Source organism: Mesorhizobium sp. BR1-1-13 (assembly GCF_020165515.1).
Taxonomy (GTDB): domain Bacteria; phylum Pseudomonadota; class Alphaproteobacteria; order Rhizobiales; family Rhizobiaceae; genus Mesorhizobium.
This window is the reverse complement of the sequence record NZ_JAIUIH010000010.1, coordinates 71,945-91,672: the sequence shown is the minus strand read 5'-3', so window position 1 is coordinate 91,672 and position 19,728 is coordinate 71,945. Positions and strand designations below refer to the sequence as shown.

At 62.7% G+C, this 19,728-nt stretch carries 21 protein-coding genes and 1 pseudogene; 11 read left to right on the top strand and 11 right to left on the bottom strand.

The genetic code is table 11. The features are described from left to right. The first annotated feature begins 97 nt into the window (after positions 1-97). The 4 genes from secG to LB533_RS21925 all read left to right on the top strand — a co-directional run bounded on the left by secG (position 98) and on the right by LB533_RS21925 (position 4,431). A complete protein-coding gene (secG, locus tag LB533_RS21940; protein WP_140638165.1) occupies positions 98-553 on the top strand; it encodes a preprotein translocase subunit SecG in 456 nt (151 codons plus the stop codon). A gap of 336 nt (positions 554-889) precedes the next feature. Then, complete coding sequence (locus LB533_RS21935) at positions 890-2,014, top strand: L,D-transpeptidase (RefSeq protein WP_140638164.1); 1,125 nt, start codon at positions 890-892, stop codon at positions 2,012-2,014. A 213-nt stretch (positions 2,015-2,227) separates the two neighbouring features. After that, positions 2,228-3,865, top strand: a complete 1,638-nt coding sequence (locus LB533_RS21930; RefSeq protein ID WP_140638163.1) for a CTP synthase — start codon at positions 2,228-2,230, stop codon at positions 3,863-3,865. Between the two features lie 26 nt (positions 3,866-3,891). After that, a complete protein-coding gene (locus LB533_RS21925; protein WP_140638162.1) occupies positions 3,892-4,431 on the top strand; it encodes a DUF1697 domain-containing protein in 540 nt (179 codons plus the stop codon). Between the two features lie 37 nt (positions 4,432-4,468). On the opposite strand, the gene LB533_RS21920 is transcribed toward LB533_RS21925, so the two are convergent. Further along, entirely contained in the window at positions 4,469-5,926 is a 1,458-nt protein-coding gene (locus LB533_RS21920) for an NCS1 family nucleobase:cation symporter-1 (RefSeq protein WP_224678220.1), read from the bottom strand. 329 nt (positions 5,927-6,255) lie between these two features. Between LB533_RS21920 and LB533_RS21915 the strand changes: the two genes are divergently transcribed. Further along, a complete protein-coding gene (locus tag LB533_RS21915; RefSeq protein WP_140638160.1) occupies positions 6,256-6,558 on the top strand; it encodes a DUF982 domain-containing protein in 303 nt (100 codons plus the stop codon). Positions 6,559-7,009: 451 nt separating this feature from the next. After that, complete coding sequence (gene dusA / locus LB533_RS21910) at positions 7,010-8,008, top strand: tRNA dihydrouridine(20/20a) synthase DusA (RefSeq protein ID WP_140638159.1); 999 nt, start codon at positions 7,010-7,012, stop codon at positions 8,006-8,008. Positions 8,009-8,028: 20 nt separating this feature from the next. Here the strand turns inward: dusA and LB533_RS21905 are convergent, their stop codons facing one another. Further along, positions 8,029-8,733 (bottom strand): TIGR02281 family clan AA aspartic protease, encoded by a 705-nt coding sequence (locus tag LB533_RS21905; RefSeq protein ID WP_140638158.1) that lies wholly within the window; start codon positions 8,731-8,733, stop codon positions 8,029-8,031. A gap of 13 nt (positions 8,734-8,746) precedes the next feature. Next, positions 8,747-8,980 carry a DUF1289 domain-containing protein gene (locus tag LB533_RS21900; protein ID WP_140638157.1) on the bottom strand — a complete coding sequence of 78 codons (234 nt, stop codon included), beginning with the start codon at positions 8,978-8,980 and terminating at the stop codon, positions 8,747-8,749. Positions 8,981-9,141: 161 nt separating this feature from the next. On the opposite strand from LB533_RS21900, the gene LB533_RS21895 reads away from it, so the two are divergent. Next, positions 9,142-10,140 (top strand): nicotinate-nucleotide--dimethylbenzimidazole phosphoribosyltransferase, encoded by a 999-nt coding sequence (locus tag LB533_RS21895; protein ID WP_140638156.1) that lies wholly within the window; start codon positions 9,142-9,144, stop codon positions 10,138-10,140. 35 nt (positions 10,141-10,175) lie between these two features. Here LB533_RS21895 and LB533_RS21890 read toward each other — a convergent pair whose 3' ends face one another. Both LB533_RS21890 and LB533_RS21885 read right to left on the bottom strand, forming a co-directional pair. Continuing rightward, positions 10,176-10,706: a GNAT family N-acetyltransferase gene (locus LB533_RS21890; RefSeq protein WP_140638155.1), complete on the bottom strand. Its 531-nt coding sequence runs from the start codon at positions 10,704-10,706 to the stop codon at positions 10,176-10,178. Positions 10,707-10,740: 34 nt separating this feature from the next. After that, entirely contained in the window at positions 10,741-12,261 is a 1,521-nt protein-coding gene (locus LB533_RS21885) for a sensor histidine kinase (protein ID WP_140638154.1), read from the bottom strand. 75 nt (positions 12,262-12,336) lie between these two features. Between LB533_RS21885 and LB533_RS21880 the strand changes: the two genes are divergently transcribed. The 4 genes from LB533_RS21880 (at position 12,337) to LB533_RS21865 (ending at position 14,841) form a co-directional block, all read left to right on the top strand. Then, the gene (locus LB533_RS21880) at positions 12,337-12,960 is read left to right on the top strand and encodes a thermonuclease family protein (RefSeq protein WP_140638153.1); all 624 of its coding nucleotides are present in this window, start codon (positions 12,337-12,339) and stop codon (positions 12,958-12,960) included. Positions 12,961-13,009: 49 nt separating this feature from the next. Further along, positions 13,010-13,621: a glutathione S-transferase gene (locus tag LB533_RS21875; RefSeq protein WP_140638152.1), complete on the top strand. Its 612-nt coding sequence runs from the start codon at positions 13,010-13,012 to the stop codon at positions 13,619-13,621. Further along, on the top strand, positions 13,561-14,241 hold the full coding sequence (locus LB533_RS21870) for a uracil-DNA glycosylase family protein (RefSeq protein ID WP_140638151.1): 681 nt from the start codon (positions 13,561-13,563) through the stop codon (positions 14,239-14,241). Before LB533_RS21875 ends, LB533_RS21870 begins: the two co-directional genes overlap by 61 nt. Positions 14,242-14,349: 108 nt before the next feature. Further along, positions 14,350-14,841, top strand: a complete 492-nt coding sequence (locus LB533_RS21865) for an Lrp/AsnC family transcriptional regulator (RefSeq protein WP_006205209.1) — start codon at positions 14,350-14,352, stop codon at positions 14,839-14,841. A 46-nt stretch (positions 14,842-14,887) separates the two neighbouring features. On the opposite strand, the gene LB533_RS21860 is transcribed toward LB533_RS21865, so the two are convergent. From LB533_RS21860 to LB533_RS21835, 6 genes and pseudogenes are all read right to left on the bottom strand, one after another. Next, a complete protein-coding gene (locus tag LB533_RS21860) occupies positions 14,888-15,454 on the bottom strand; it encodes a DUF3299 domain-containing protein (RefSeq protein ID WP_140638150.1) in 567 nt (188 codons plus the stop codon). 46 nt (positions 15,455-15,500) lie between these two features. Continuing rightward, a pseudogene (locus tag LB533_RS21855) lies at positions 15,501-16,243 on the bottom strand (DNA alkylation repair protein). A gap of 7 nt (positions 16,244-16,250) precedes the next feature. Further along, complete coding sequence (locus tag LB533_RS21850) at positions 16,251-17,120, bottom strand: NAD(P)-dependent oxidoreductase (RefSeq protein WP_140638149.1); 870 nt, start codon at positions 17,118-17,120, stop codon at positions 16,251-16,253. 104 nt (positions 17,121-17,224) lie between these two features. Next, on the bottom strand, positions 17,225-18,049 hold the full coding sequence (locus LB533_RS21845) for an ABC transporter permease (RefSeq protein ID WP_140638148.1): 825 nt from the start codon (positions 18,047-18,049) through the stop codon (positions 17,225-17,227). Then, positions 18,046-18,762: an ABC transporter permease gene (locus LB533_RS21840; RefSeq protein ID WP_140525212.1), complete on the bottom strand. Its 717-nt coding sequence runs from the start codon at positions 18,760-18,762 to the stop codon at positions 18,046-18,048. The genes LB533_RS21845 and LB533_RS21840 overlap by 4 nt, the downstream gene beginning before the upstream one ends. Before the next feature lie 73 nt (positions 18,763-18,835). After that, positions 18,836-19,621: an ABC transporter substrate-binding protein gene (locus LB533_RS21835; RefSeq protein WP_140498631.1), complete on the bottom strand. Its 786-nt coding sequence runs from the start codon at positions 19,619-19,621 to the stop codon at positions 18,836-18,838. Positions 19,622-19,728 lie beyond the last annotated feature (107 nt).

Genomic DNA, 19,728 nt, shown 5'->3' with positions numbered 1-19,728 from the left:
GGCCACGGGCTTGGAAATGCCGTGAAAGCATTGTATTGAGCCGCCTCCAATTCCCCGGTCGTGTCCGCGGCCGGGCAGGGCATTGCCAGGATAAACTATGCAAACCGTACTGATCGTCATCCATCTCATGGTCGTTCTGGCCCTTGTCGGCGTTGTGCTGCTGCAGCGCTCCGAAGGCGGCGGCCTTGGTATTGGTGGCGGATCCGGCTTCATGACGGCGCGCGGCGCCGCCAATGCGCTGACCCGGGCGACGGCGATCCTGGCGGCCGCTTTCTTCGTGACGTCGCTGACCTTGTCGATCATTGCCCGCTACGGCGAGAAGCCGATCGACATTCTCGACCGCGTTCCCGCAACATCGGACGGCGCCGGCAAGGGCGTACTCAACCAATTGCCGGGCACGACCACCCCGACGCCGCCTTCAGGCAACGCCGCGCCGACGCCGCCTTCCGGCAACGGAGCCGCGACGCCGCCGCCAGCCAATGCTCCGGCCACGCCGCCAGCGACCAACGGCACCAGCACCGCGCCCGCAGCCCCGCAGGTTCCGAACCAATAGTCTGGGCTCCTTCTCAAGACTATGTGACGGCAAGGTAGTGCCGGCGTGTGAACGCCGGCTACCGGCGCTCGCGGCCGTCGCAACCGAACTGCTTTCAGTTCGGGTTCTCGCGGCCAGGCTCTCGGCGCTCTGATCTTCATAAGCCGATCTGTTGTCGTTTGACCACAGTCGCGGCAAATGCGGCGGCATCACGAAGATTCGACGGGAAGTGCAGCGGCCTCGCGCTTGAGGCGCCCGCGCTTATTCGACTATAGATTGCGCGCGGCATTTTCGGTGTCCTTGGGGGACGCCGGGCGACGCCGTGGGCAACAAATATTGAACGATCGGATCTTCGCCATGCAGCTTCGCAGCTTCATCTTCCTGGGACTTTGCGCCGCACTCGGCATGAGCTCCCCGGCTTTCGCCGGCGTGCCAGCCAATCTGGCCGCCAATCAGTCGGTCGGCAAGACCGACGCCATCAACGTCGCAGCCAAGAGCGATGCGGCGCAGTTGAGGCTTCTCAAGAAGAAGAAAAATCCGACACCGGACGATCTCGCCCAGATCAAAAAGATCGAGGCCAAGATCGTTGCCGACAAAGAAGCTGCCAAGGCCAAGGCGCTGGAAGCCAGGAAGATGGCGATGCGCGAGGCGGCGAAGGCGAAGGCCGAGGCGGAACGGCAGGCGTTCCTGGCCAAGAGAGGCAAGACTGCCCCGGCGACCGAAGTGGCCGCGGCCAAGTCGGTCAAGAAGATCACGAAGATCATCGAGCCGTTGACGCCGATCGAGCCGATTCCTTCGGCCGAACCGGAATCGGCCGAGGTGATGAACGTTGCGCTGACCGGCAATAATGGCGAATTGCGCAGCGAGCTGCCTGGCCAGAAGCAGCGCACCGGCGGCGGCCTGTTCGCCGGACTGTTTGGCGGCCAGATGGCATCGTCCTCGATCAATTATCTGCCTGAGACCCGTGCGCTGGATTCGGCGCTCGCCAGGAAAAACGCCAAGAAGCCGTTCAAGGTAAAGCCGGAGTTCGTCCCACAGGACGTGGAATTCACCGGCTACGAGGCCGGCACGATCGTCATCGATACCAGTGCCCGCCGGCTCTACCTGGTGGAATCATCGTCCACCGCGCGCCGCTACGCCATCGCGGTCGGCCGCGAAGGATTGCAGTTCAAGGGCACCGTGGCGGTCGGCGACAAGCAGGAGTGGCCACGCTGGATCCCGACGCTGGACATGCAGAAGCGCGAGCCCAAGCATTATGCCCAGTACAAGGACGGCATGCCCGGCGGCGGTCAGAATCCGCTCGGCGCCCGCGCCATCTATCTCTATGACGGCAAGAAGGACACGCATCTGCGCATCCACGGCACCATCGCGCCGCAGTCGATCGGAACCAGCGCTTCCAATGGCTGTTTCCGCATGATGAACGAGCACGTCATGGACCTCTACAGCCGCGTCAAGGTCGGCACCAAGGTCGTCATTATCTGACGTTTTCAACAGCTTGCCAAAAGGGCCGGTTCAGCCGGCCCTTTTGTTTTGCCTCGCTCCCGGTTGCGTTCCAGTGGAACGGGCCAGCCCGTTCGACATGGGCCTATCCGAAAACCGGATCCCATTTTTCGGATCATGGTTCGAGCGCCTTCTTGGGAAAAAGCCTTAGCGGCGGTTTTTTCTCTGGCGGAATCAATCCGGCCGCGTTAAGCGATGACTCCCATGGCGCGATATGTATTCATCACAGGCGGCGTGGTTTCCTCACTTGGAAAAGGCATTGCCGCAGCGGCCCTCGGGGCTCTCTTGCAGGCGCGGGGCTATCGCGCACGCATCAAAAAACTCGATCCCTACCTCAATGTCGATCCAGGGACGATGTCGCCGTATCAGCACGGCGAGGTGTTCGTCACCGATGACGGCGCGGAGACCGATCTCGATCTTGGTCATTACGAGCGGTTCACCGGCCGTTCCGCCAACCAGCAGGACAACATCACCACCGGCCGCATCTACAAGAACATCATCGAGCGCGAGCGGCGCGGCGATTATCTCGGCGCCACCGTGCAGGTCATCCCGCACGTCACCGACGAGATCAAGAATTTCGTCCTCGACGGCAATGACGACTATGATTTCGTGCTGTGCGAGATCGGCGGTACCGTGGGCGACATCGAGGCGATGCCGTTCCTGGAGGCGATCCGCCAGCTCGGCAACGACCTGCCGCGCAACAACGCCGTCTATGTGCATCTGACGCTGATGCCCTATATCCCGACTGCGGGCGAATTGAAGACCAAGCCGACCCAGCATTCGGTCAAGGAGCTGCGCGGCATCGGCATCGCGCCCGACATCCTGCTCGTCCGCGCCGACCGGGCCATCCCCAAGGAAGAGCGCAGAAAACTGTCGCTGTTCTGCAATGTCAGGGAAAGCGCGGTCATCCAGGCGCTCGACGTGCCTCACATCTACGACGTGCCGATGGCTTACCACAAGGAAGGGCTCGATTCGGAAGTGCTGGCCGCGTTCGGCATCGACCCAGCGCCGAAGCCGCGCATGGAGCCGTGGCAGGCCGTGTCCAACCGCATCCACAATCCGGAAGGCGAGGTGACCATCGCCATCGTCGGCAAATACACCGGCCTCAAGGACGCCTACAAATCGCTGATCGAGGCGCTGTCGCATGGCGGCCTGGCCAACCACGTCAAGGTCAAGCTCGACTGGATCGAATCGGAGATCTTCGAAAAGGAGGATCCGGCGCCGTGGCTGGAAAAGGTGCATGGCATCCTGGTGCCCGGCGGGTTCGGCGAGCGCGGCTCGGAGGGCAAGATCCTGGCGGCGAAGTTCGCGCGTGAGCGCAAGGTGCCGTATTTCGGCATCTGCTTCGGCATGCAGATGGCCTGTATCGAGGCGGCGCGATCTCTGGCCGGGGTCGATCAGGCCTCCTCGACCGAGTTCGGCCCGACCAAGGAGCCGGTCGTCGGCCTGATGACGGAGTGGCTGAAGGGCAATATGCTGGAGAAGCGCCGGGCAACCGGCGATCTCGGCGGCACGATGCGGCTCGGCGCCTATCAGGCGGAGCTCGCCAAGGGTTCCAAGATCGCCGATATCTATGGCGACACGCAGATCTCCGAGCGTCACCGCCACCGCTACGAGGTCAATATCGACTATAAGCAGCGGCTGGAGGATTGCGGCCTGGTGTTTGCCGGCATGTCGCCCGACGGCGTGCTGCCCGAAACGGTCGAATACCCCGACCATCCCTGGTTCATCGGCGTGCAATACCACCCCGAGCTGAAGAGCCGGCCGCTCGACCCGCATCCGCTGTTCGCCAGCTTCATCGAGGCGGCGGTCGAACAATCGCGCCTGGTGTAGGCGCGCCAGGCGGGGTTCGGCATCCGATGCAGATTTATGTCGCCCTTCTCTACAGCATCGTCCTGGGAGAAGGGCGCCGGGTCGTGATGTCCGAACTGAAGGCGATGGCGGAAGGCCTCGGGCTGAAGAATGTCCGTACGCTCGTGGCGACGGGCAATCTTGTCTTCGATAGTGAAAAGATCTCAATCGCCGCGCTTGAGAACCGACTGGAGGCCGCCTTCGAAAAGGCCTTTGGCCGCCATGTCGACATCATTGTCCGTGGCGCCGGAGATTGGCTGAAACTTGCGGCCTGCAATCCCTTCCCAGCCGAATCGGCGGAAGCCGGCGATCAGGTCGCGGTGCGAGTGATGCGCAAAGCTGTAGCCAGAGATGCGATATCGGGGCTTCAGGCCCATGCCGCCGAGGACGAGAAGGTGGTCCTGGTCGACGGCGACATATGGCTCGTATTCTCGCGAGAGAGGCCAAGCTCGCGGTTGCTTGCGGCCGCCAACCACAAGCGCATGGGCATCGGCACGTCGCGCAACTGGAACACGGTTCGCAAGCTGGCAGAGATGGTAAGATCCTAATCTGGGGCGGCGTTGCGCCGCCCCAGACGACATCACATCAAGCCTTCGCCGTCTTGGCGCCGGCACCCACGGCCACGGTGCGCAGCATGTAATAGATGATGCCGGCAATTCCGACGCCGAAGAACCAGCCATAGACGCCCCACCAGGATGGCAGCCAGTTGGTGAAGTTCGGCAGGATCGAGGAGAAGAGGGCGCCAATGCCGGCGGCGATGAAGGCATTGACATGCCAGCCGCCCTGGAAGCGGAACTCGCCATCCTCGCGATAAAGCGCTTCGACGTCGACCTCGCCCTTCCGGATCAGGTAGTAGTCGACCATCATGACGCCGAAGATCGGCCCCATCGTCGCGCCGATGATGTTGACGAAGGATGCAGCGCTGCCTTCCCAGGGCGCGAAGGGATAGAGTACGAGCGCGATCAGTGCCGCGATGTAGCCACCCTTCTTGAAGTCGATCTGGCGCGGGAAGACGTTGGAGAAGTCGAAGGCCGGCGAGACGAAATTGGCCACGACATTGATGCCGAGCGTCGCCACCGCGAAAGTCAAGGCGGCGAGCGCGGCCAGGAACCAGCTGCCGAATTTCGCCGATATCTGGTCGGGGTGCAGCAGCACCTCGTGATAGACATCGTAAGCGGCAATGGTGGTAACGCCAGCGACCAGCGAGAACAGGATGAGATTGACCGGCAGGCCCCAGATATTGCCCTTGCGCAGCGATGCCTTGTCCGGTGCATAGCGGGCGAAATCGCAGAAGTTGAGATAGAGAGCCGAAAAATAGGTCACCCAGATCGCGGCGACGGCGAACAGCGACGTCCACGATCCCGGCGTGCCTGGCACGCCCGCATCCTTGGTCTTTTCGAGCAGCACATCCATCGGAATGTCACTGGTGAAGGCGAAAGTCCCGGCTTTGACGCAGAGATAGACGGCCAGGATCAGCATCATCACCCAGACGGCCGGGCCGGCCCAATCCTGGAAGCGGCGCACCGTCTCCATGCCGTTCTGGATAATCAGCAGCTGCAGCGCCCAGATGACCACGAAGCAGATCACTTCCAGCCCGGAGTGGCCGAGGAAATGGGTGTTGGCGTTGAAATCGGCGAACCACTGCGAGCGGATCAGCAGCGCGACAATGGCGCCGGAAGCGGCCGCCGTCTGTGCGCCGTACCAGAAGCAGGCGACGATGGCGCGCACCAGCGCCGGTATGTTGGCGCCCCAGATGCCGAATGAGGCGCGGGCGAGCACGGGGTAGGGCGCGCCGGTCTTCACGCCGGCATAGCCGACCATGTTCATCAGCGCGTAGATGACGAGCGAGCCGATGCCGATGGCGATGATGAAGTTGACGAAGCCGCCGCAGAACAGAAAAAGGCTGGCGGCGAGATAGTAACCCCAGAGGCTGTGGACGTCCGAGGTCCAGACGTTGAAGATCGAGAATGGTCCCCAGTTTCGTATCTTGGCCGGTGCGAGATCTTCGTTATATAGATCCGGCGATGCGCCTTGTATCGTCATTGCAATTGTCCCCTTCTTGCAGCACGCGCCCTCACGCGTTGACCGTCGAGGTTACGCCTGACGCGAGGGAAGGGGCAATCGGCTGATTTGCCGGCTTTGGCCTTAAAGATATTCAATGGGGATCGCGCTTATCGCGCGGCACGATACTTGCCGCTCTGATCGGCGACTCCGATTCGCGACGCTTTCAAGCGCCGGCGCGACGACATCGCAGTCGCAGCGGGTAAACCCGTCTTTTTTTGCCAAGCGTCCGTTTTTTTATGGAACCAAGTGGATGATGGCGCGTTTGATGGGGTTCGGTCGAACACGTCGCGACCGAGCGGGAGGATACGATGGATTATTTGCATTTTTTTTCGCCCGTGCGGATCTCACGCGGGCAGGGACACCCTATCGAAGAAATCGACACTGTTGCCGAGGCCATGGTGTTTTTGCGTAAATGGCCGACCGGGCGACGTGGCCCCGTCTATCAATGCGCGCTGAACTGCTGCGCGGCCGCCCTGTCGGGGCAGATGTCGGCTGAAGAAGCCAGGAAGGCGTTCACGGGCTTCGCCCGGATCACGCGGCTTCTGGATGACGACATGGCCTTGTCGGTGGGCAACGAGCCAGCGGGGCGCGTGTACGCGCTGCGGCGGTAACGTTCAGGACCGACTGTAGTCGAAACGGCGCCGGCCCCCGGCGCCGATTTGACTGTTTGTCCGTCTGCCATTGTGTCTGCGAACGCCTGTGCGGCGCGGCCCAGGATGGCTACCATCCGCTTGTGGTCGGCAAGTTCGGAAAGCAGCCAATCCTGGAAAGGCGCCCCCCGTCTTGTTCGCCGCAGTTGAAAGAGCAGCGACCCGGTCGCAAAACAGCGTGCAACTTTCCTGCGGTGTAGCAAGGGGTGCAAGCTTCCGATTTCTTGGCGCGATTTCGCCCAGCACTCGAAAAAATGAGAAGACAGCACTTCAGGTTACAGGATTTGGCAGGCGCAGAAGGACCGCCTTCAGACTTACTGCTCGAGCGAGGGGCTTGCCTACTTCGCATATGTCGCCGATATGAGGGTCGGTGGCCATGCCGCCCGCATCAACCAACCAATTGACGCTAAAAATGTCGAGATGCCAAGAGCATAGGGTGGCAATCGCCCCGATGATGGACTGGACGGACCGCCATTGCCGGTTCTTCCATCGCCAACTGACGCGCCGTGCGTTGCTCTACACCGAGATGGTGGTGGCGGACGCGGTCATCCAGGGCGCGCGCGAACGCCTGCTTGGTTTTGATGATGCGGAACATCCGGTCGCGCTGCAGCTCGGCGGCTCCGATCCGGGGAAGCTGGCCGAGGCGGCGCGCATCGGCGAGGCTTTCGGCTATGACGAGATCAACCTCAATGTCGGCTGCCCGTCGGACCGCGTCCAGTCCGGTACGTTCGGCGCTTGCCTGATGAAGGCGCCTGATCTCGTCGCCGACTGTGTCGCGGCGATGAAGGCGGCGGTGGCCATTCCCGTAACCGTCAAATGCCGCATCGGCGTTGACGAGCAGGATCCCGAGCCGGCGCTGGATGCGCTTGCAGACGGCGTTTTCGCGGCAGGCGCCGACGCCCTTTGGGTGCATGCGCGCAAGGCATGGCTGGAGGGACTGAGCCCCAAGGAAAACCGCGACATCCCGCCGCTCGACTATGGCCGCGTCTATCGGTTGAAGGCGAGAAAGCCGAACGAATTCATCGGTATCAATGGCGGCATTCAGTCGCTTGAAGAGGTGCGGACGCATCTCGATCACCTCGACGGCGCCATGCTCGGCCGTGCCGCTTATCATACTCCAGGCATTCTGACCGGCATCGATTCGATGTTTTATGGAGAGCGGGCCGGTCCCTTCGATTTCGCCGCGCTGATCGATGTCATGGCCGGCTACGCCGCACGCCATATCGAACAGAGCGGGCGGCTCGGCCACGTCACCCGCCATATGGTCGGGTTGTTCCACGGATTGCCCGGTGCGCGCCGCTACCGCCAGATACTCTCCACGGATGCAACGCGCCCCGGCGCCGGGCCGCAGGTGCTGAAGACGGCGTTCGCTGCGGTCGACCTCAGCGGAGCGGTGGACAAGGCGGCCTGACGCCCCCTTCGACCCGAGCCTCAGTCCCTGAGGATCATCCGGTCGCCGCGCACGTCGAAGCCCGAAAGCGAACCGATGAAGTTCATGCCGAGCAGGCTCTGACCGAGCATACCGGGTGCCGCGACCATCACCGGCATATTCTTGCGCACGATCCCGCCGATCGCCATTTCTCTGGTTTTCACAGCCGCGGCGCGCGCCATGCCGTTGGCGGTCGAGACCGGTATGGTGAAATCGAGCGTGGCCGGATTGATTCCGGCTGCCTGGGCGTCCTGCGACGTCAACACGGTGCTGGTCGCCCCGGTATCGACCACGGTGCGCACGGGCGCGCCATTGATCAGGATACGTGCCTCGAAATGGCCATTGTCGGCCTTGTCGAGCGTCACCGTGGTATGGCCGTCCTCGATGCCCAGCGCCAGCGGGCTGCCGGGAACGAGGCCAGCGGTTACACGGCTGGCGAAATCCTGCAATTCGTAGCGATATTGATAGCCGGCGACCAGCGCCAGTGCGATCGCCGCCCAGGCGCCGAGGTTGCGCGCCATGGCGCCGAGCGGGCGGCCTGACCGGAGCAAGCCGGCGCCGATGAGCGCGCCGAAGGCGCCAAGCCAGATCAGCCGGCCGAAATCATCGTTCTCGACGCCGAGCGTGTTGCCGGCGGAATCGTTGAACATCAGCAGCACCGCGCCGACGCCGATGACGAGCATCAGGATCCAGAACAGGCGGTTCATGTCGGGAATCCGTTCACGAGAGCGCGTTGCGTTCGCGTGCCATGCGGGTGCGGCGGGTTTCGCGGCGCGGCCGGCGCTCGACCGTCTCCAGCCTTGCCGGCAGTTCGGCCATGACATCGCGGCGCGCCTGCGCCGTCATGCCGATCCAGGCGCCGATCTCGTCGCGTGTGCGACCGCAACCGAAGCAGAAGCCGGTTTTCGTATCGATCGAACAGACCAGAATGCATGGGGATTCGATGGCCGTCATGGACCTTTCCTTGGCTGACTTCCACATGGTGCAACGGCGTGACCTTTGCAAGCCCTAGGGAATGCGGCGCCCGCAGCCGCTTTTACGGCAGGGCAGGAGGTTGTGCAGGCGCATCAAGGCGGCTATGCCGCTGGCCAATCTGCAAGGACGAAATCAACGACATGACCAGCGCAAAGCCCTTGGACGATTTCCGCAACCTGCTGGCCGCCCTGCCGATGGCCGACAAGACAGCCGAGGCCCGTGTGCGCATGCTGTTTTCCAAGGCCGACAAGCCGAGGAATTCGCTTGGTCGCATCGAGGACATCGCTGCCTGGCTGGCCGCATGGAGCGGCCGCGCGCCGCCGGCGGTGACTCGGCCTCTGGTCGCGGTCTTTGCCGGCAACCATGGCGCTCTCAGGCACGGCATTTCGCCGCGGCCAGTGGCGGCGACGGCCAACGCCGTCGAGCTGTGCGCGGCTGGAGGTGCTGCGGTCAACCAGGTCTGCATCGCCAACGATCTGGGGCTGAAGGTCTTTGACCTCGCCCTTCATATCCCGACAGCCGACATCACCGAGGATGCGGCCCTCGACGAGCGAGGCTGCGCGGCCACCATGGCCTTCGGCATGGAGGCGATCGCCGGCGGCGCCGACCTGCTTTGCCTCGGCGATCTCGGCGTCGGCAATTCCACCATCGCCGCCGCCCTGTTCGCGGCCCTTTACGGAGGCAAGGGCACCGACTGGGTCGGCGCGGGATCCGGCGCCGACGCGGCGATGCAGGCGCGCAAGGCCGAGGTGGTCGATGTCGCACTCGCCTTCCACGGCGCTCATCTCGACGATCCGCTCGAAGTGCTGCGGCGGGTTGGCGGCCGCGAGTTCGCGGCGATCGCCGGCGCCATCCTGGCAGCGCGGATGCAGAAGATACCAGTGCTGCTCGACGGATTCGCGGCAACGGCCGCGGCAGCCGTTGTGCATGCCGCCAACCCCGCTGCGCTCGACCATTGCCTGCTCGCCGGCCTCTCGGCGGAGCCCGCGCACGCGCGGGCCGCCGAGCGCCTTGGCCTTCGCCCGTTGCTTGATCTTGGCGTGAGCCACGGCGAGGGAGTAGGGGCGGCACTGGCCGCCGGCATGGTCAAGGCAGCCGCGCTGACCAGTTCGGGCATGGCTGCGGCAGTTCGCGGCTGACGGCCATGAGCAGAATTTCGCTGAGGGTTATCGGATCAGCTCTGGAGCCTGGGAATGCGATAGACCACAGCGACGTATTTTGAATTGGGTCGCCTTCCAGCAATCGAACCTCCTAGGTGTTCCGCAATTCTTCTGCTGGCGACGTTTTCTTCCGCTACGGGGTATTCGAAACAATCGGGCTCAAGTTTCTCGGACGCCCACGCTACCACAGCGGCGATTGCCTCTCGGCCGATGCCTTTTCCCTGAGCCTCTTCCCGTATCCAGATTCCGAGTTCTGGGCATGCCGTCAGCGTCGCATGCAGGCCGAGGAGCCCAAGACAGCGATCGTCTCGCGAACAACGCACCACAAAATGCAGATCCGATCCGTCGAGGATTGGCTTTAGCCTGGATTGCCATGCCTCGGCGAAAGCAGTTGTCGATCGAGGCGGTTGCCACTGCATGAACCGGGTGATCGCTGGCGTGATGCAGGCAAAAAGCTCATTGGCATCGCTGGGCGTAAACAACTTGAGGGAGAGGCGTCCTGATTTGATCTCGAGGCTGCCTGGATTCCAACCGGCGATCGTCATTGCAGGCAACGACCTGTCATATCGGGCCGAGAACTCAACGCCGCCGCGCGGCGACCGCCGCGGTCGGCAGGGCCGGCAATTCCTCCATCACCCGGCTCAGCGGGAAGATGGCGATCGCCTCGGTGCCTTCGCGCAGCTTGGAATGAAGTTGGAACTCGCCGCCATGCATGGCAAGCAGTCCCTGCACGATCGGCAAGCCGAGGCCGGTGCCCTGCTCGGCGCTCTTGATGGCGATCGAACCCTGGCCGAAGGCCGAAAGCACCACCGGGATCTCGTCTTCGGGTATGCCGGGACCATTGTCCTTGACCGAGATGTATTGGCCGCCGCCGGCCGTCCAGCCGACGCGGACGCGGATCTCGCCGCCGGTCGCGGTGAACTTGATCGCGTTGGACAGAAGGTTGAGCGTGATCTGGCGCACCGCGCGCTCGTCGGCGAACAGGCGCGGCAAGGCATGTTCGAAATCCTGAATGACGCGGATATCCTTGTTGCGCGCCTTCAACTCCATCATATGGCAGCAGTCCTCGACGATGCCGAGCAGCATCACCGGCTCCTCGTTGAGCTGGTAGCGGCCGGCTTCGATACGCGAAAGGTCCAGTATCTCGTTGATCAGGTCGAGCAGATGCTGGCCGGATTCGTGCACGTCATTGGCGTAGTCGCGATAGGTGGGATTGCTCATTGGCCCCAGCACCTCGTTCGCCATCACCTCGGAAAAGCCGAGAATGGCGTTGAGCGGCGTGCGCAATTCATGGCTCATCGACGCGAGGAAGCGCGACTTTGCCAGATTGGCGTCTTCCGCCCGCCGCCGCGCTTCGTCGGACATCGACTTCGCCGTCTCGAGCTCGGCCACCAGCGCATCCCTCTCGGAGCGGAACGACAACATCATCAAGGACGAACGGTTGAGGTTGCGTGCCACATAGGCGAAGAAAGGCAGCGACACGACCAGCAGTGCAGCCATGACCGCTTCGACCGGCATCCACAACCTGACCCCGGTATAGGCATAAAGTGCCACAGGAACAGCGAAAGTAGCCAGCAGGGCGCCACTCAGTGACGATGCCATGACCGCGGTTACCGCCATGGCGAACAGCAGGACCACGGCCTTTATCACCTGGAACTGGTCGACCTGGCATGTGCCGCAGCCGAGCCAGACGAACCAGCTCCAGCCGAGCCCGCACACGAAATGGGCTACCAGGAATTCGCTTCGCGTTTGCAAGGGGTTGAGCTCGGACGCTTCCGTGCGTTCGATGCGCCGCGCCATGAACGTCACGATCGTGTAGCAGGTCAGGGTGAAAAGCGCCCAGAGGATGATCTCGTTGCCAATGCCGGCCAGCCGGCCAACCGCGGCGATCGCCAAAACGAGCAGAGGAATGGCGACACCGCCGCCGGTCATCGCGCGGGCATGAAGCTTCAGCAGTTCGCGATCGAAATCCAGGTTGCCGGCCTGCTGCGAAAGACGGTCGCGCGTCTTGCGCACCGCACGCGCGACATCGCTGTTGCGATGACGTTTCCTGCGGTCCACAATGAATTTGTCCGCTGTGTTCGAGCGTTGCAAAGGCATGAAGACTTCAATTTATGCGGGCAGCGTTTTCAAGGTGTTAAGCTACGTTCGAATGATTAACCAACCGTTTGCCATATGAGCCGCTCCTGGTCGCAAAGACCGCGGCGGCGATACGCTGCGCCGCGCCCGCGAAGCCCATGGCGCAAGTTGCTGGACTATGGGTTGACGGTCGTCGTTCTGGGGCTGCTGATCGTGCTTGCGGCGCGCCTCGATCGCGTGGAGACGCGAAAGACACAGGGCGTCGCCATCATCAATGATGGCGACTCGATCACGCTCGGCGCCGAACGCATCCGCATGCGCGGCATCGACGCGCCGGAATACACCCAGACCTGCCGCAAGAACGGCGCCGACTATTCCTGTGGCACGCTTGCGCGCCAATCTCTGGTGCGCCTGATCGCCGGCAGGCCCGTCATCTGCAGCGGCTGGCAGCGCGACCGGTACGGCCGGCTGCTCGGCGATTGCAAGGCCGGGGACACCGATCTCAACCGCGCACAGGTCGAGGCAGGCTGGGCGGTCGCTTTCGGCGATTACGAGAGCGAGGAAGCCGTTGCCCGTGCCGCCAAGGCCGGCATCTGGGCAGGTACGTTCGACCAGCCGCAAGATTGGCGCGACAGCCACCATGGCGAGTCCGTCGAGAGAAAACATGGCACGCTCGCCTCCATCGGCGATGCCGTGCGAGAGATTTTCCGCTTCTGGTAAGCCGGCGGAAGCTGAACCCTGCCATTACCGGCAAGAACTGGAGGATCGAATGAAGCTCTTCGACGGCGGCCGAGCACCCAACCCAAGACGGGTTCGCGTTTTTCTGGCCGAGAAGGGAATCTCGGTTCCGCTGGTGTCCGTCGACATGGGCGCGCTGGAACACAGGCAACAGGCGGTCAGCTCGCGCAATCCACTGCGGCGACTGCCGGTGCTGGAGCTTGACGACGGCACCGTCATTACCGAGTCCGTCGCCATCTGCCGCTACTTCGAGGAATTGCACCCCGAGCCGGCGTTGTTCGGACGCGGGGCGCTCGGCAAGGCGCAGGTCGAGATGTGGCAAAGGCGGATGGAATTCAACCTGCTGACCTGCGTCGCGCAGGCTTTCCGCCACACCCATCCGGCCATGAAGGAATGGGAAATCCCGCAGATCTCCGAATGGGGCGAGGCCAACAAGCCGAAGGCAATCGAATTCCTGAGACTTCTCGACGGCGAGCTGGGAACCCGCGAATTCGCCGCCGGCGACGCCTATTCGATCGCCGATATCACCGGGTTGATCGCCATCGATTTCATGAAACCTGCGCGCATCAAGGTGCCGGACGAGTGCGGCAATGTGTTGCGCTGGTATCGGATGGTTTCGAGCCGGCCGAGTGCCGCGGCCTGAGGATGACTGCGGAACTCGAAAGCTTCGCCGCGACGGTTCGCTCCTGCCGCATCTGCGTCGACAATCCGATCGGCCGGCCACTGCCGCACGAGCCGCGCCCGGTGCTGCGGCCCTCGTCGAGTGCCCGCATCCTGATTGCCAGCCAGGCGCCCGGAACCAAGGTTCATCTGTCGGGCATGCCGTTCACCGATGCTTCGGGCGACCGGCTCAGGGACTGGCTCGGCGTCACCAGCGAGGAGTTCTACGACACCGAGAAGTTCGCCATCGTGCCGATGGGCTTCTGTTTCCCCGGCCAGGATGCCAAGGGCAGCGACTTGCCGCCAAGGCGGGAATGCGCGCCGGCCTGGCGCGCGCCGTTGATGGGGCTCATGCCGCAGATCGACCTGGTGCTGACGATCGGCATCTACGCGCAGTCCTGGCATATGGGTGCCGCGCGGCGCCCGTCCCTGACGGAAACGGTGAGGGACTGGCGCTCCATCTGGGAGAAATCCGCTGGCCAGAAGGTGCTGCCGCTGCCGCATCCGTCCTGGCGCAACACCGGCTGGCTGAAGCGGAATCCCTGGTTTGAAATGGATTTGCTGCCTTTCCTCAGGTCGGAAATCCGCTATCGCCTCGGTTAGACATTCAGCAAGAAACCACCGGCTTTTCCGCCAATCAGCAGAATTTTTTTCTTGTGAAAGGCTATAACAACGCCGATTATGGCCAATCCATTCCTTCAGGAGCATTCGATGGACCGCCTTGACCGAAAAATTCTCCGCCTCCTGCAGGAGGACGCGACGCTCGCGGTCGCAGATGTCGCCAAGAAAGTGGGACTGTCGACGACCCCTTGCTGGCGGCGCATCCAGAAGCTCGAGGAAGAGGGCGTCATCAAGCGGCGTGTCGCCATTCTCGATCATGAAAAGGTCAATGTGCGGGTCACCGTCTTCGTCTCGATCCGCACCAATTCGCACAGCCATGAATGGCTGCGGCGCTTTTCCGAAGTCATCCAGGAGTTCCCCGAGGTGGTCGAGTTTTACCGCATGAGCGGCGATGTCGACTATCTCCTGCGTGTCGTGGTCCCCGACATTGCAGCCTATGATGCCTTCTATAAGCGGCTGATCGCCAAGATCGAGATTCGCGACGTCTCGTCCTCCTTTGCCATGGAGCAGATCAAGTACACGACCGAAATCCCGCTCGATTACATGGTGCTGGACAAGGAATCGGGTGCGAACGCGGCCTGAGCGCGCGTGACCTTGGTGCATGCAAGGTCACGCAAGCTCGCCTTGCTTAGTTGTTCTTTTTGTTGAGGAAAGTCCAAGGCGAGTTGACCGGTAGGGTGACTGTGTCCGGCACGGTGTCGACGCTGGTCACTTCTGCTTTGCGCACGGTATAGCCCGATTGGATGACCGAGACGCCGTCCAGGATGAAAAGCTGGCTCTTCTCCATGCCCGGTTTCAGCGCGCCGGTTACGGAAACCGGCTGGTAGGCCTGCGACATTTTGTAGGGATGAGCCGGGGTGACCAGGACGATCTGATTGGGCGGCGGTGTCGGCATGTGGCTGCAGGCGCCGGTCCACGGCACCAGCAGGAACTGATAGACGAGGTCGCCGTCGCGATCGACGGGCAGGGCGTAGCCGGCCAACTCGATGGTCTTGTCCTGCAGATTCAGGGACAAAGTCTCGCCGTGGTCCGGAACCTTGGCCGCGATCATCGGCAAGCCGGCATCCTCGGCGGCGGCTTGAGTGGCGGGCCGCAGATCCTTCCAGAGTATATGAGCGGTCTCGGCCGAGGCGCCGGCGGCGATGAACCCGAACATCGCGACCGCCAGCGCGGCGGTTTTGAGATGGTTGTTCATTGGGCCGCTCCCTTTGGTCCGAATTAAGCCGCTGCCATCAGTAACGTCAACGTTCGGCCCGCATCACATGTCGGCGAGAACCCGCATGCGGATTTCTTTCGGCAAGCCGGTCCAGCGTCTTTGGACCCGTTAACTCCTTCACGGCGTCCCGGCCGATCCAGCGCGCCGTCTTGTCGGATGATCCGGCCAGCTTTTGCGCAAGCGTAAGGGCAGGGGCATGCAGTGCCGCCGAGCGTTTGCCAATCTGCCGCAGCGCCCAATTGACCGCCTTCCTGACGAAATTGCGCGGATCGCCGGCATGCGCCTCGATCAATGGCAGATAGGCGAGAAACGTCGCGTCCGGCTCCTGCTTCAGATGCACTGCGCTCCAGGCCACCTGGCAAAGCCCGCGCGGCGCACGAACTCGCGTTCGTCAGCAACAAACTCCTCGATCAACTCACGCCGGAACGGCGTTTCGGCAAAGAGATCCGAGACGCTGTCGACGATCTCCCAGGAATCGAAATCGCTGGCCCAGCGGCGGCACTGCTCGGCCGTGATCCTTTTCGGCTCGCCGGTGAACGCCGCCATCAGCCGCGCCTCGCGAACACCGCTGTCCCACAGGGCCAGCGCCCGCTCGTGATTGCGCTTCAGCTTGCGCGCCAGCGGCCGCAGATCCGAATTGCCGACACCAAGCGCCGTCGCGGTGTTTATGCCGAACCGGGCCATGCCGGCGCGGTTTTCCTGCGTGCCGATCGAGCGCAGGTGAGCGACGATCTCGTCCGCGCTCCAGCTCGGGCCGGGCAGGGACATCTGCGTTCTACTTTTCCAGCCGTGCCAGCAGTGAGGATGTGTCCCAGCGCCTGCCGCCCATCGCCTGGACGTCCTTGTAGAACTGGTCGACGAGCGCCGTCACGGGCAGCCTCGCGCCGTTGCGGTCGGCTTCATCAAGGCAGATGCCCAAATCCTTGCGCATCCAGTCGACCGCGAAGCCGAAGTCGTATTTGCCTGCATTCATCGTCTTGTGCCGGTTCTCCATCTGCCACGAGCCCGCTGCGCCCTTGGAGATCACATCGATGACCTTCTCGATGTCGAGCCCGGCCTTCTTGCCGAAATGGATGCCTTCGGACAGTCCCTGCACCAGCCCGGCGATGCAGATTTGGTTGATCATCTTGGTGAGCTGGCCGGCGCCTGCCGGTCCCATAAGCCCGACCATCCGGGCATAGGCGTCGATGACGGGCCTGGCTTTGTCGAAGGCTGCCTGATCGCCGCCGACCATGACGGTCAGAATGCCGTTCTCGGCGCCGGCCTGGCCGCCGGAGACCGGCGCGTCGAGGAACGAGAAGCCGCGCTCCTGTGCGGCCTCCGCCAATTCGCGCGCGACCTCGGCCGATGCCGTGGTGTTGTCGATGTAGACCGCGCCCTTTTTCACGGCCTGAAAGGCACCGTCCTTTGCCGTCGTCACAGAACGCAGATCGTCGTCATTGCCCACGCACGAGAAGACAAAGTCCTTGCCTTCGGCAGCCTGTGCGGGCGTCAGGGCGAGAGCGCCGCCATGCTGGGCGACCCATTGCTCGGCCTTTGCCCTGGTGCGGTTGTAGACGGTGACGTCATGGCCGCCCTTGTTCTTCAGATGCGCGGCCATGGGATAGCCCATGACGCCAAGACCGAGAAATGCCACCGATGCCATGGCTTGTCCTTCCGACGGGTACAGAGATTGCAGTTGCGGAAGGTCTAGGCCATGCCACGGATTCGTCAAGGCGCGCGCCGAGCCATCGACTGGCACAGGTAAGCCTACCGTTTCAGGTGAATGGTGATCCGGCGCTCGATCCATTCGACGCCGTGGCGCAGGATCTCGACCATCACCAGATAGACGATCGCCACCCAGACATAGGCCTGGAAATCGAAGGATTTGGCATAGGCGAGTTTCGCATTGCCCATCAGGTCGTAGACGGTGATGATGGCCACGATGGCGGAGGCCTTGATCATCAGAACGAGTTCATTGCCATAGGGTCGCAAGGCCACGATGATCGCCTGGGGCAGAATGACCTTGCGCAGCGTCTGCAGCTTGTGCAGGCCGAGCGAAGCGGCGCCTTCCCACTGGCCCCTTGGAACGCTCTCGATGGCGCCGCGCAGGATTTCGGCCTGATAGGCGGCCGTGTTGAGCGCAAAGGCGAACACGCCGCAGTTGAAGGCGTCGCGGAAGAACCACCATAGCCCGACCGATTCGAGCTGCACGCGGAAAGAACCGACCCCGTAATAGACCAGATAGACCTGGACGAGCAGCGGCGTGCCGCGGAAGAAATAGACGTAGCAATAGGCAGGCCACGACAGCAACCGGTTGCTCGACATGCGGCCATAGGTGACGGGCAGCGACAGGATGGCGCCGGCCACCATCGACACCGCCACCAGCGACAGGGTGGTTCCAAGTCCCTGCAGGTAGGCCGGAGCATATCGTGCGAAGAACTCGCCGTCCCAGGCGGACACTAGATAGGCCAGTATACCGAAGCCGAAGAGGATCCAGAGACCGACGAGTGCGTATCCCACGACACGGGCACGCGGCCAGCCGCGCGCCGGCGGCGGCGGCCGATCGACGGCAATGGTGTCGGTGACGCTCATCGCGCTTCCCTCTGTCCAAGCGACCGCAAGATGAAGCCGGTGGCGATCGAAGACAGGATTGCCAGGATGAGAAAGACCAGCGCCGCGACGCTGTAGAACAGGAACGAATGTTTGGTGACGCGCGCCGCGACGCCCGCATTGCGCAAGGTCTCGGCGAGGTTGACGACCGAGACCAGGGCTGTGTCCTTGAGCAGGCTGAGCCAGCAATTCTCGAGACCGGGGAATGCGATGCGCAGCAATTGCGGCAGGATCACCTTGCGCATGGTCAGCCACTTCGACAGACCGATCGCATAGCCGCCCTCATACTGGCCCTTCGGAATGGCGCGAAAGGCCGAAAGGAATACCTCGCTGGCATAGGAAGAGAAGATCAGCGAGAGCACGATCATGCCGGCGATGAAGCTGTCGACATCGATCGTCGCCTCGGGTCTGAAGAAGCGGATGATGTATTGCAGCAGGATGGGCATGCCGAAGAAGAACAGGAAGAGCGTCACCAACTCCGGAAGGCCGCGAAACATGGTGGTGTAAATGTTCGCGGCCAGCCGCAGCGAAGGCTCTTCGGATTGCTTCGCCCAGGCAATGAAAAAGCCGATCGTCAGGCCGATCGGAAGCGTGGCGAGCGCCAGCGCGATGGTGACCACCGCGCCATAGGCGATATCGTCAAGCCAGCCATTGGGTCCCCAACTGAGAAGTGTCCATATGCTTTGGGCTGGCATCGAGTGGTGTTATCTCCAGAGCTCCCAGATCGGGTAAGGCGGCAGGGAGACCCTGCCGCCCTTGGAGTGATTATCAGGACTCGGCGCCGTAGACGTCGAACTTGAAGTACTTGTCGTTGATTTCCTTGTATTTTCCGTTGGCCCTGATGGCGTCGATCGCGGAATTCAGCTTGTTGACCAGATCGGTCTCGCCCTTGCGGACGGCAATGCCGGCGCCAGGTCCGAAAATCTCGACCGGCTGCGGCGAGGGCTGGCCGAGGATCTTGCAGCAGGCGCCGTCAGGCGAATCCAGCCACTGCTGCAGCACCACGATATCATCCTCGATGGCATCGAGGCGGCCGTTGGCCAGGTCCGCCTGTTCCTCGGGGCTGCTCGGATAACCCTTGATCGTGCTGTCGGTATAGGTCTTCGAGGCATAGTTGAAATGGGTCGTCGTGGTGGCCACGCCGATACTCTTGCCGGCGAGGTCCTCCTTGGTCACGCCCTTCAGCGTCGAATCCTTCGGCACGGCGAGCGCCGAGGGCGTGTTGTAGTATTTGTGAGTGAAGTCGACCTTCTCGGCACGCTCCGGCGTGATCGACATCGAGGCCACGATGGCATCGAACTTGCCCGCCTGCAGCGCCGGGATGATGCCGTCCCAATCCTGGGCGACAAAGGTGCATTTGACCTTCATCTCGTCGCAGAGCGCCTGGGCGATGTCGATGTCGAAGCCGACGAGCTTGCCGTCCGAGGTCAGGTTGTTAAAGGGCGGATAGGCGCCTTCGGTGCCGATCCTCAGGGTCTTTTCCTGGGCCTGGGCTACGCCGAGCGTCAGCAGCGCGGCCGAAGCGGCGAGCGCGATACGCAGTGCAATACGCATAATGATCCTCTCTTTATGGTCCCGGCCGTCGTTCCGAAACGGCTCTGTGGGGCGGTGCTTTTGACCGCCCGCTGGCCCGATACTCCCACTCTTTCCAAGAAAAAAGC

What these genes read in the sequence shown, in the direction of transcription:
- secG (WP_140638165.1), top strand. Translation starts at nt 98, where the DNA reads ATGCAAACCGTACTGATCGTCATCCATCTCATGGTCGTTCTGGCCCTT.
- LB533_RS21935 (WP_140638164.1), top strand. Translation starts at nt 890, where the DNA reads ATGCAGCTTCGCAGCTTCATCTTCCTGGGACTTTGCGCCGCACTCGGC.
- LB533_RS21930 (WP_140638163.1), top strand. Translation starts at nt 2,228, where the DNA reads ATGACTCCCATGGCGCGATATGTATTCATCACAGGCGGCGTGGTTTCC.
- LB533_RS21925 (WP_140638162.1), top strand. Translation starts at nt 3,892, where the DNA reads ATGCAGATTTATGTCGCCCTTCTCTACAGCATCGTCCTGGGAGAAGGG.
- LB533_RS21920 (WP_224678220.1), bottom strand. Translation starts at nt 5,926, where the DNA reads ATGACGATACAAGGCGCATCGCCGGATCTATATAACGAAGATCTCGCA.
- LB533_RS21915 (WP_140638160.1), top strand. Translation starts at nt 6,256, where the DNA reads ATGGATTATTTGCATTTTTTTTCGCCCGTGCGGATCTCACGCGGGCAG.
- dusA (WP_140638159.1), top strand. Translation starts at nt 7,010, where the DNA reads ATGTCGAGATGCCAAGAGCATAGGGTGGCAATCGCCCCGATGATGGAC.
- LB533_RS21905 (WP_140638158.1), bottom strand. Translation starts at nt 8,733, where the DNA reads ATGAACCGCCTGTTCTGGATCCTGATGCTCGTCATCGGCGTCGGCGCG.
- LB533_RS21900 (WP_140638157.1), bottom strand. Translation starts at nt 8,980, where the DNA reads ATGACGGCCATCGAATCCCCATGCATTCTGGTCTGTTCGATCGATACG.
- LB533_RS21895 (WP_140638156.1), top strand. Translation starts at nt 9,142, where the DNA reads ATGACCAGCGCAAAGCCCTTGGACGATTTCCGCAACCTGCTGGCCGCC.
- LB533_RS21890 (WP_140638155.1), bottom strand. Translation starts at nt 10,706, where the DNA reads ATGACGATCGCCGGTTGGAATCCAGGCAGCCTCGAGATCAAATCAGGA.
- LB533_RS21885 (WP_140638154.1), bottom strand. Translation starts at nt 12,261, where the DNA reads ATGCCTTTGCAACGCTCGAACACAGCGGACAAATTCATTGTGGACCGC.
- LB533_RS21880 (WP_140638153.1), top strand. Translation starts at nt 12,337, where the DNA reads ATGAGCCGCTCCTGGTCGCAAAGACCGCGGCGGCGATACGCTGCGCCG.
- LB533_RS21875 (WP_140638152.1), top strand. Translation starts at nt 13,010, where the DNA reads ATGAAGCTCTTCGACGGCGGCCGAGCACCCAACCCAAGACGGGTTCGC.
- LB533_RS21865 (WP_006205209.1), top strand. Translation starts at nt 14,350, where the DNA reads ATGGACCGCCTTGACCGAAAAATTCTCCGCCTCCTGCAGGAGGACGCG.
- LB533_RS21860 (WP_140638150.1), bottom strand. Translation starts at nt 15,454, where the DNA reads ATGAACAACCATCTCAAAACCGCCGCGCTGGCGGTCGCGATGTTCGGG.
- LB533_RS21850 (WP_140638149.1), bottom strand. Translation starts at nt 17,120, where the DNA reads ATGGCATCGGTGGCATTTCTCGGTCTTGGCGTCATGGGCTATCCCATG.
- LB533_RS21845 (WP_140638148.1), bottom strand. Translation starts at nt 18,049, where the DNA reads ATGAGCGTCACCGACACCATTGCCGTCGATCGGCCGCCGCCGCCGGCG.
- LB533_RS21840 (WP_140525212.1), bottom strand. Translation starts at nt 18,762, where the DNA reads ATGCCAGCCCAAAGCATATGGACACTTCTCAGTTGGGGACCCAATGGC.
- LB533_RS21835 (WP_140498631.1), bottom strand. Translation starts at nt 19,621, where the DNA reads ATGCGTATTGCACTGCGTATCGCGCTCGCCGCTTCGGCCGCGCTGCTG.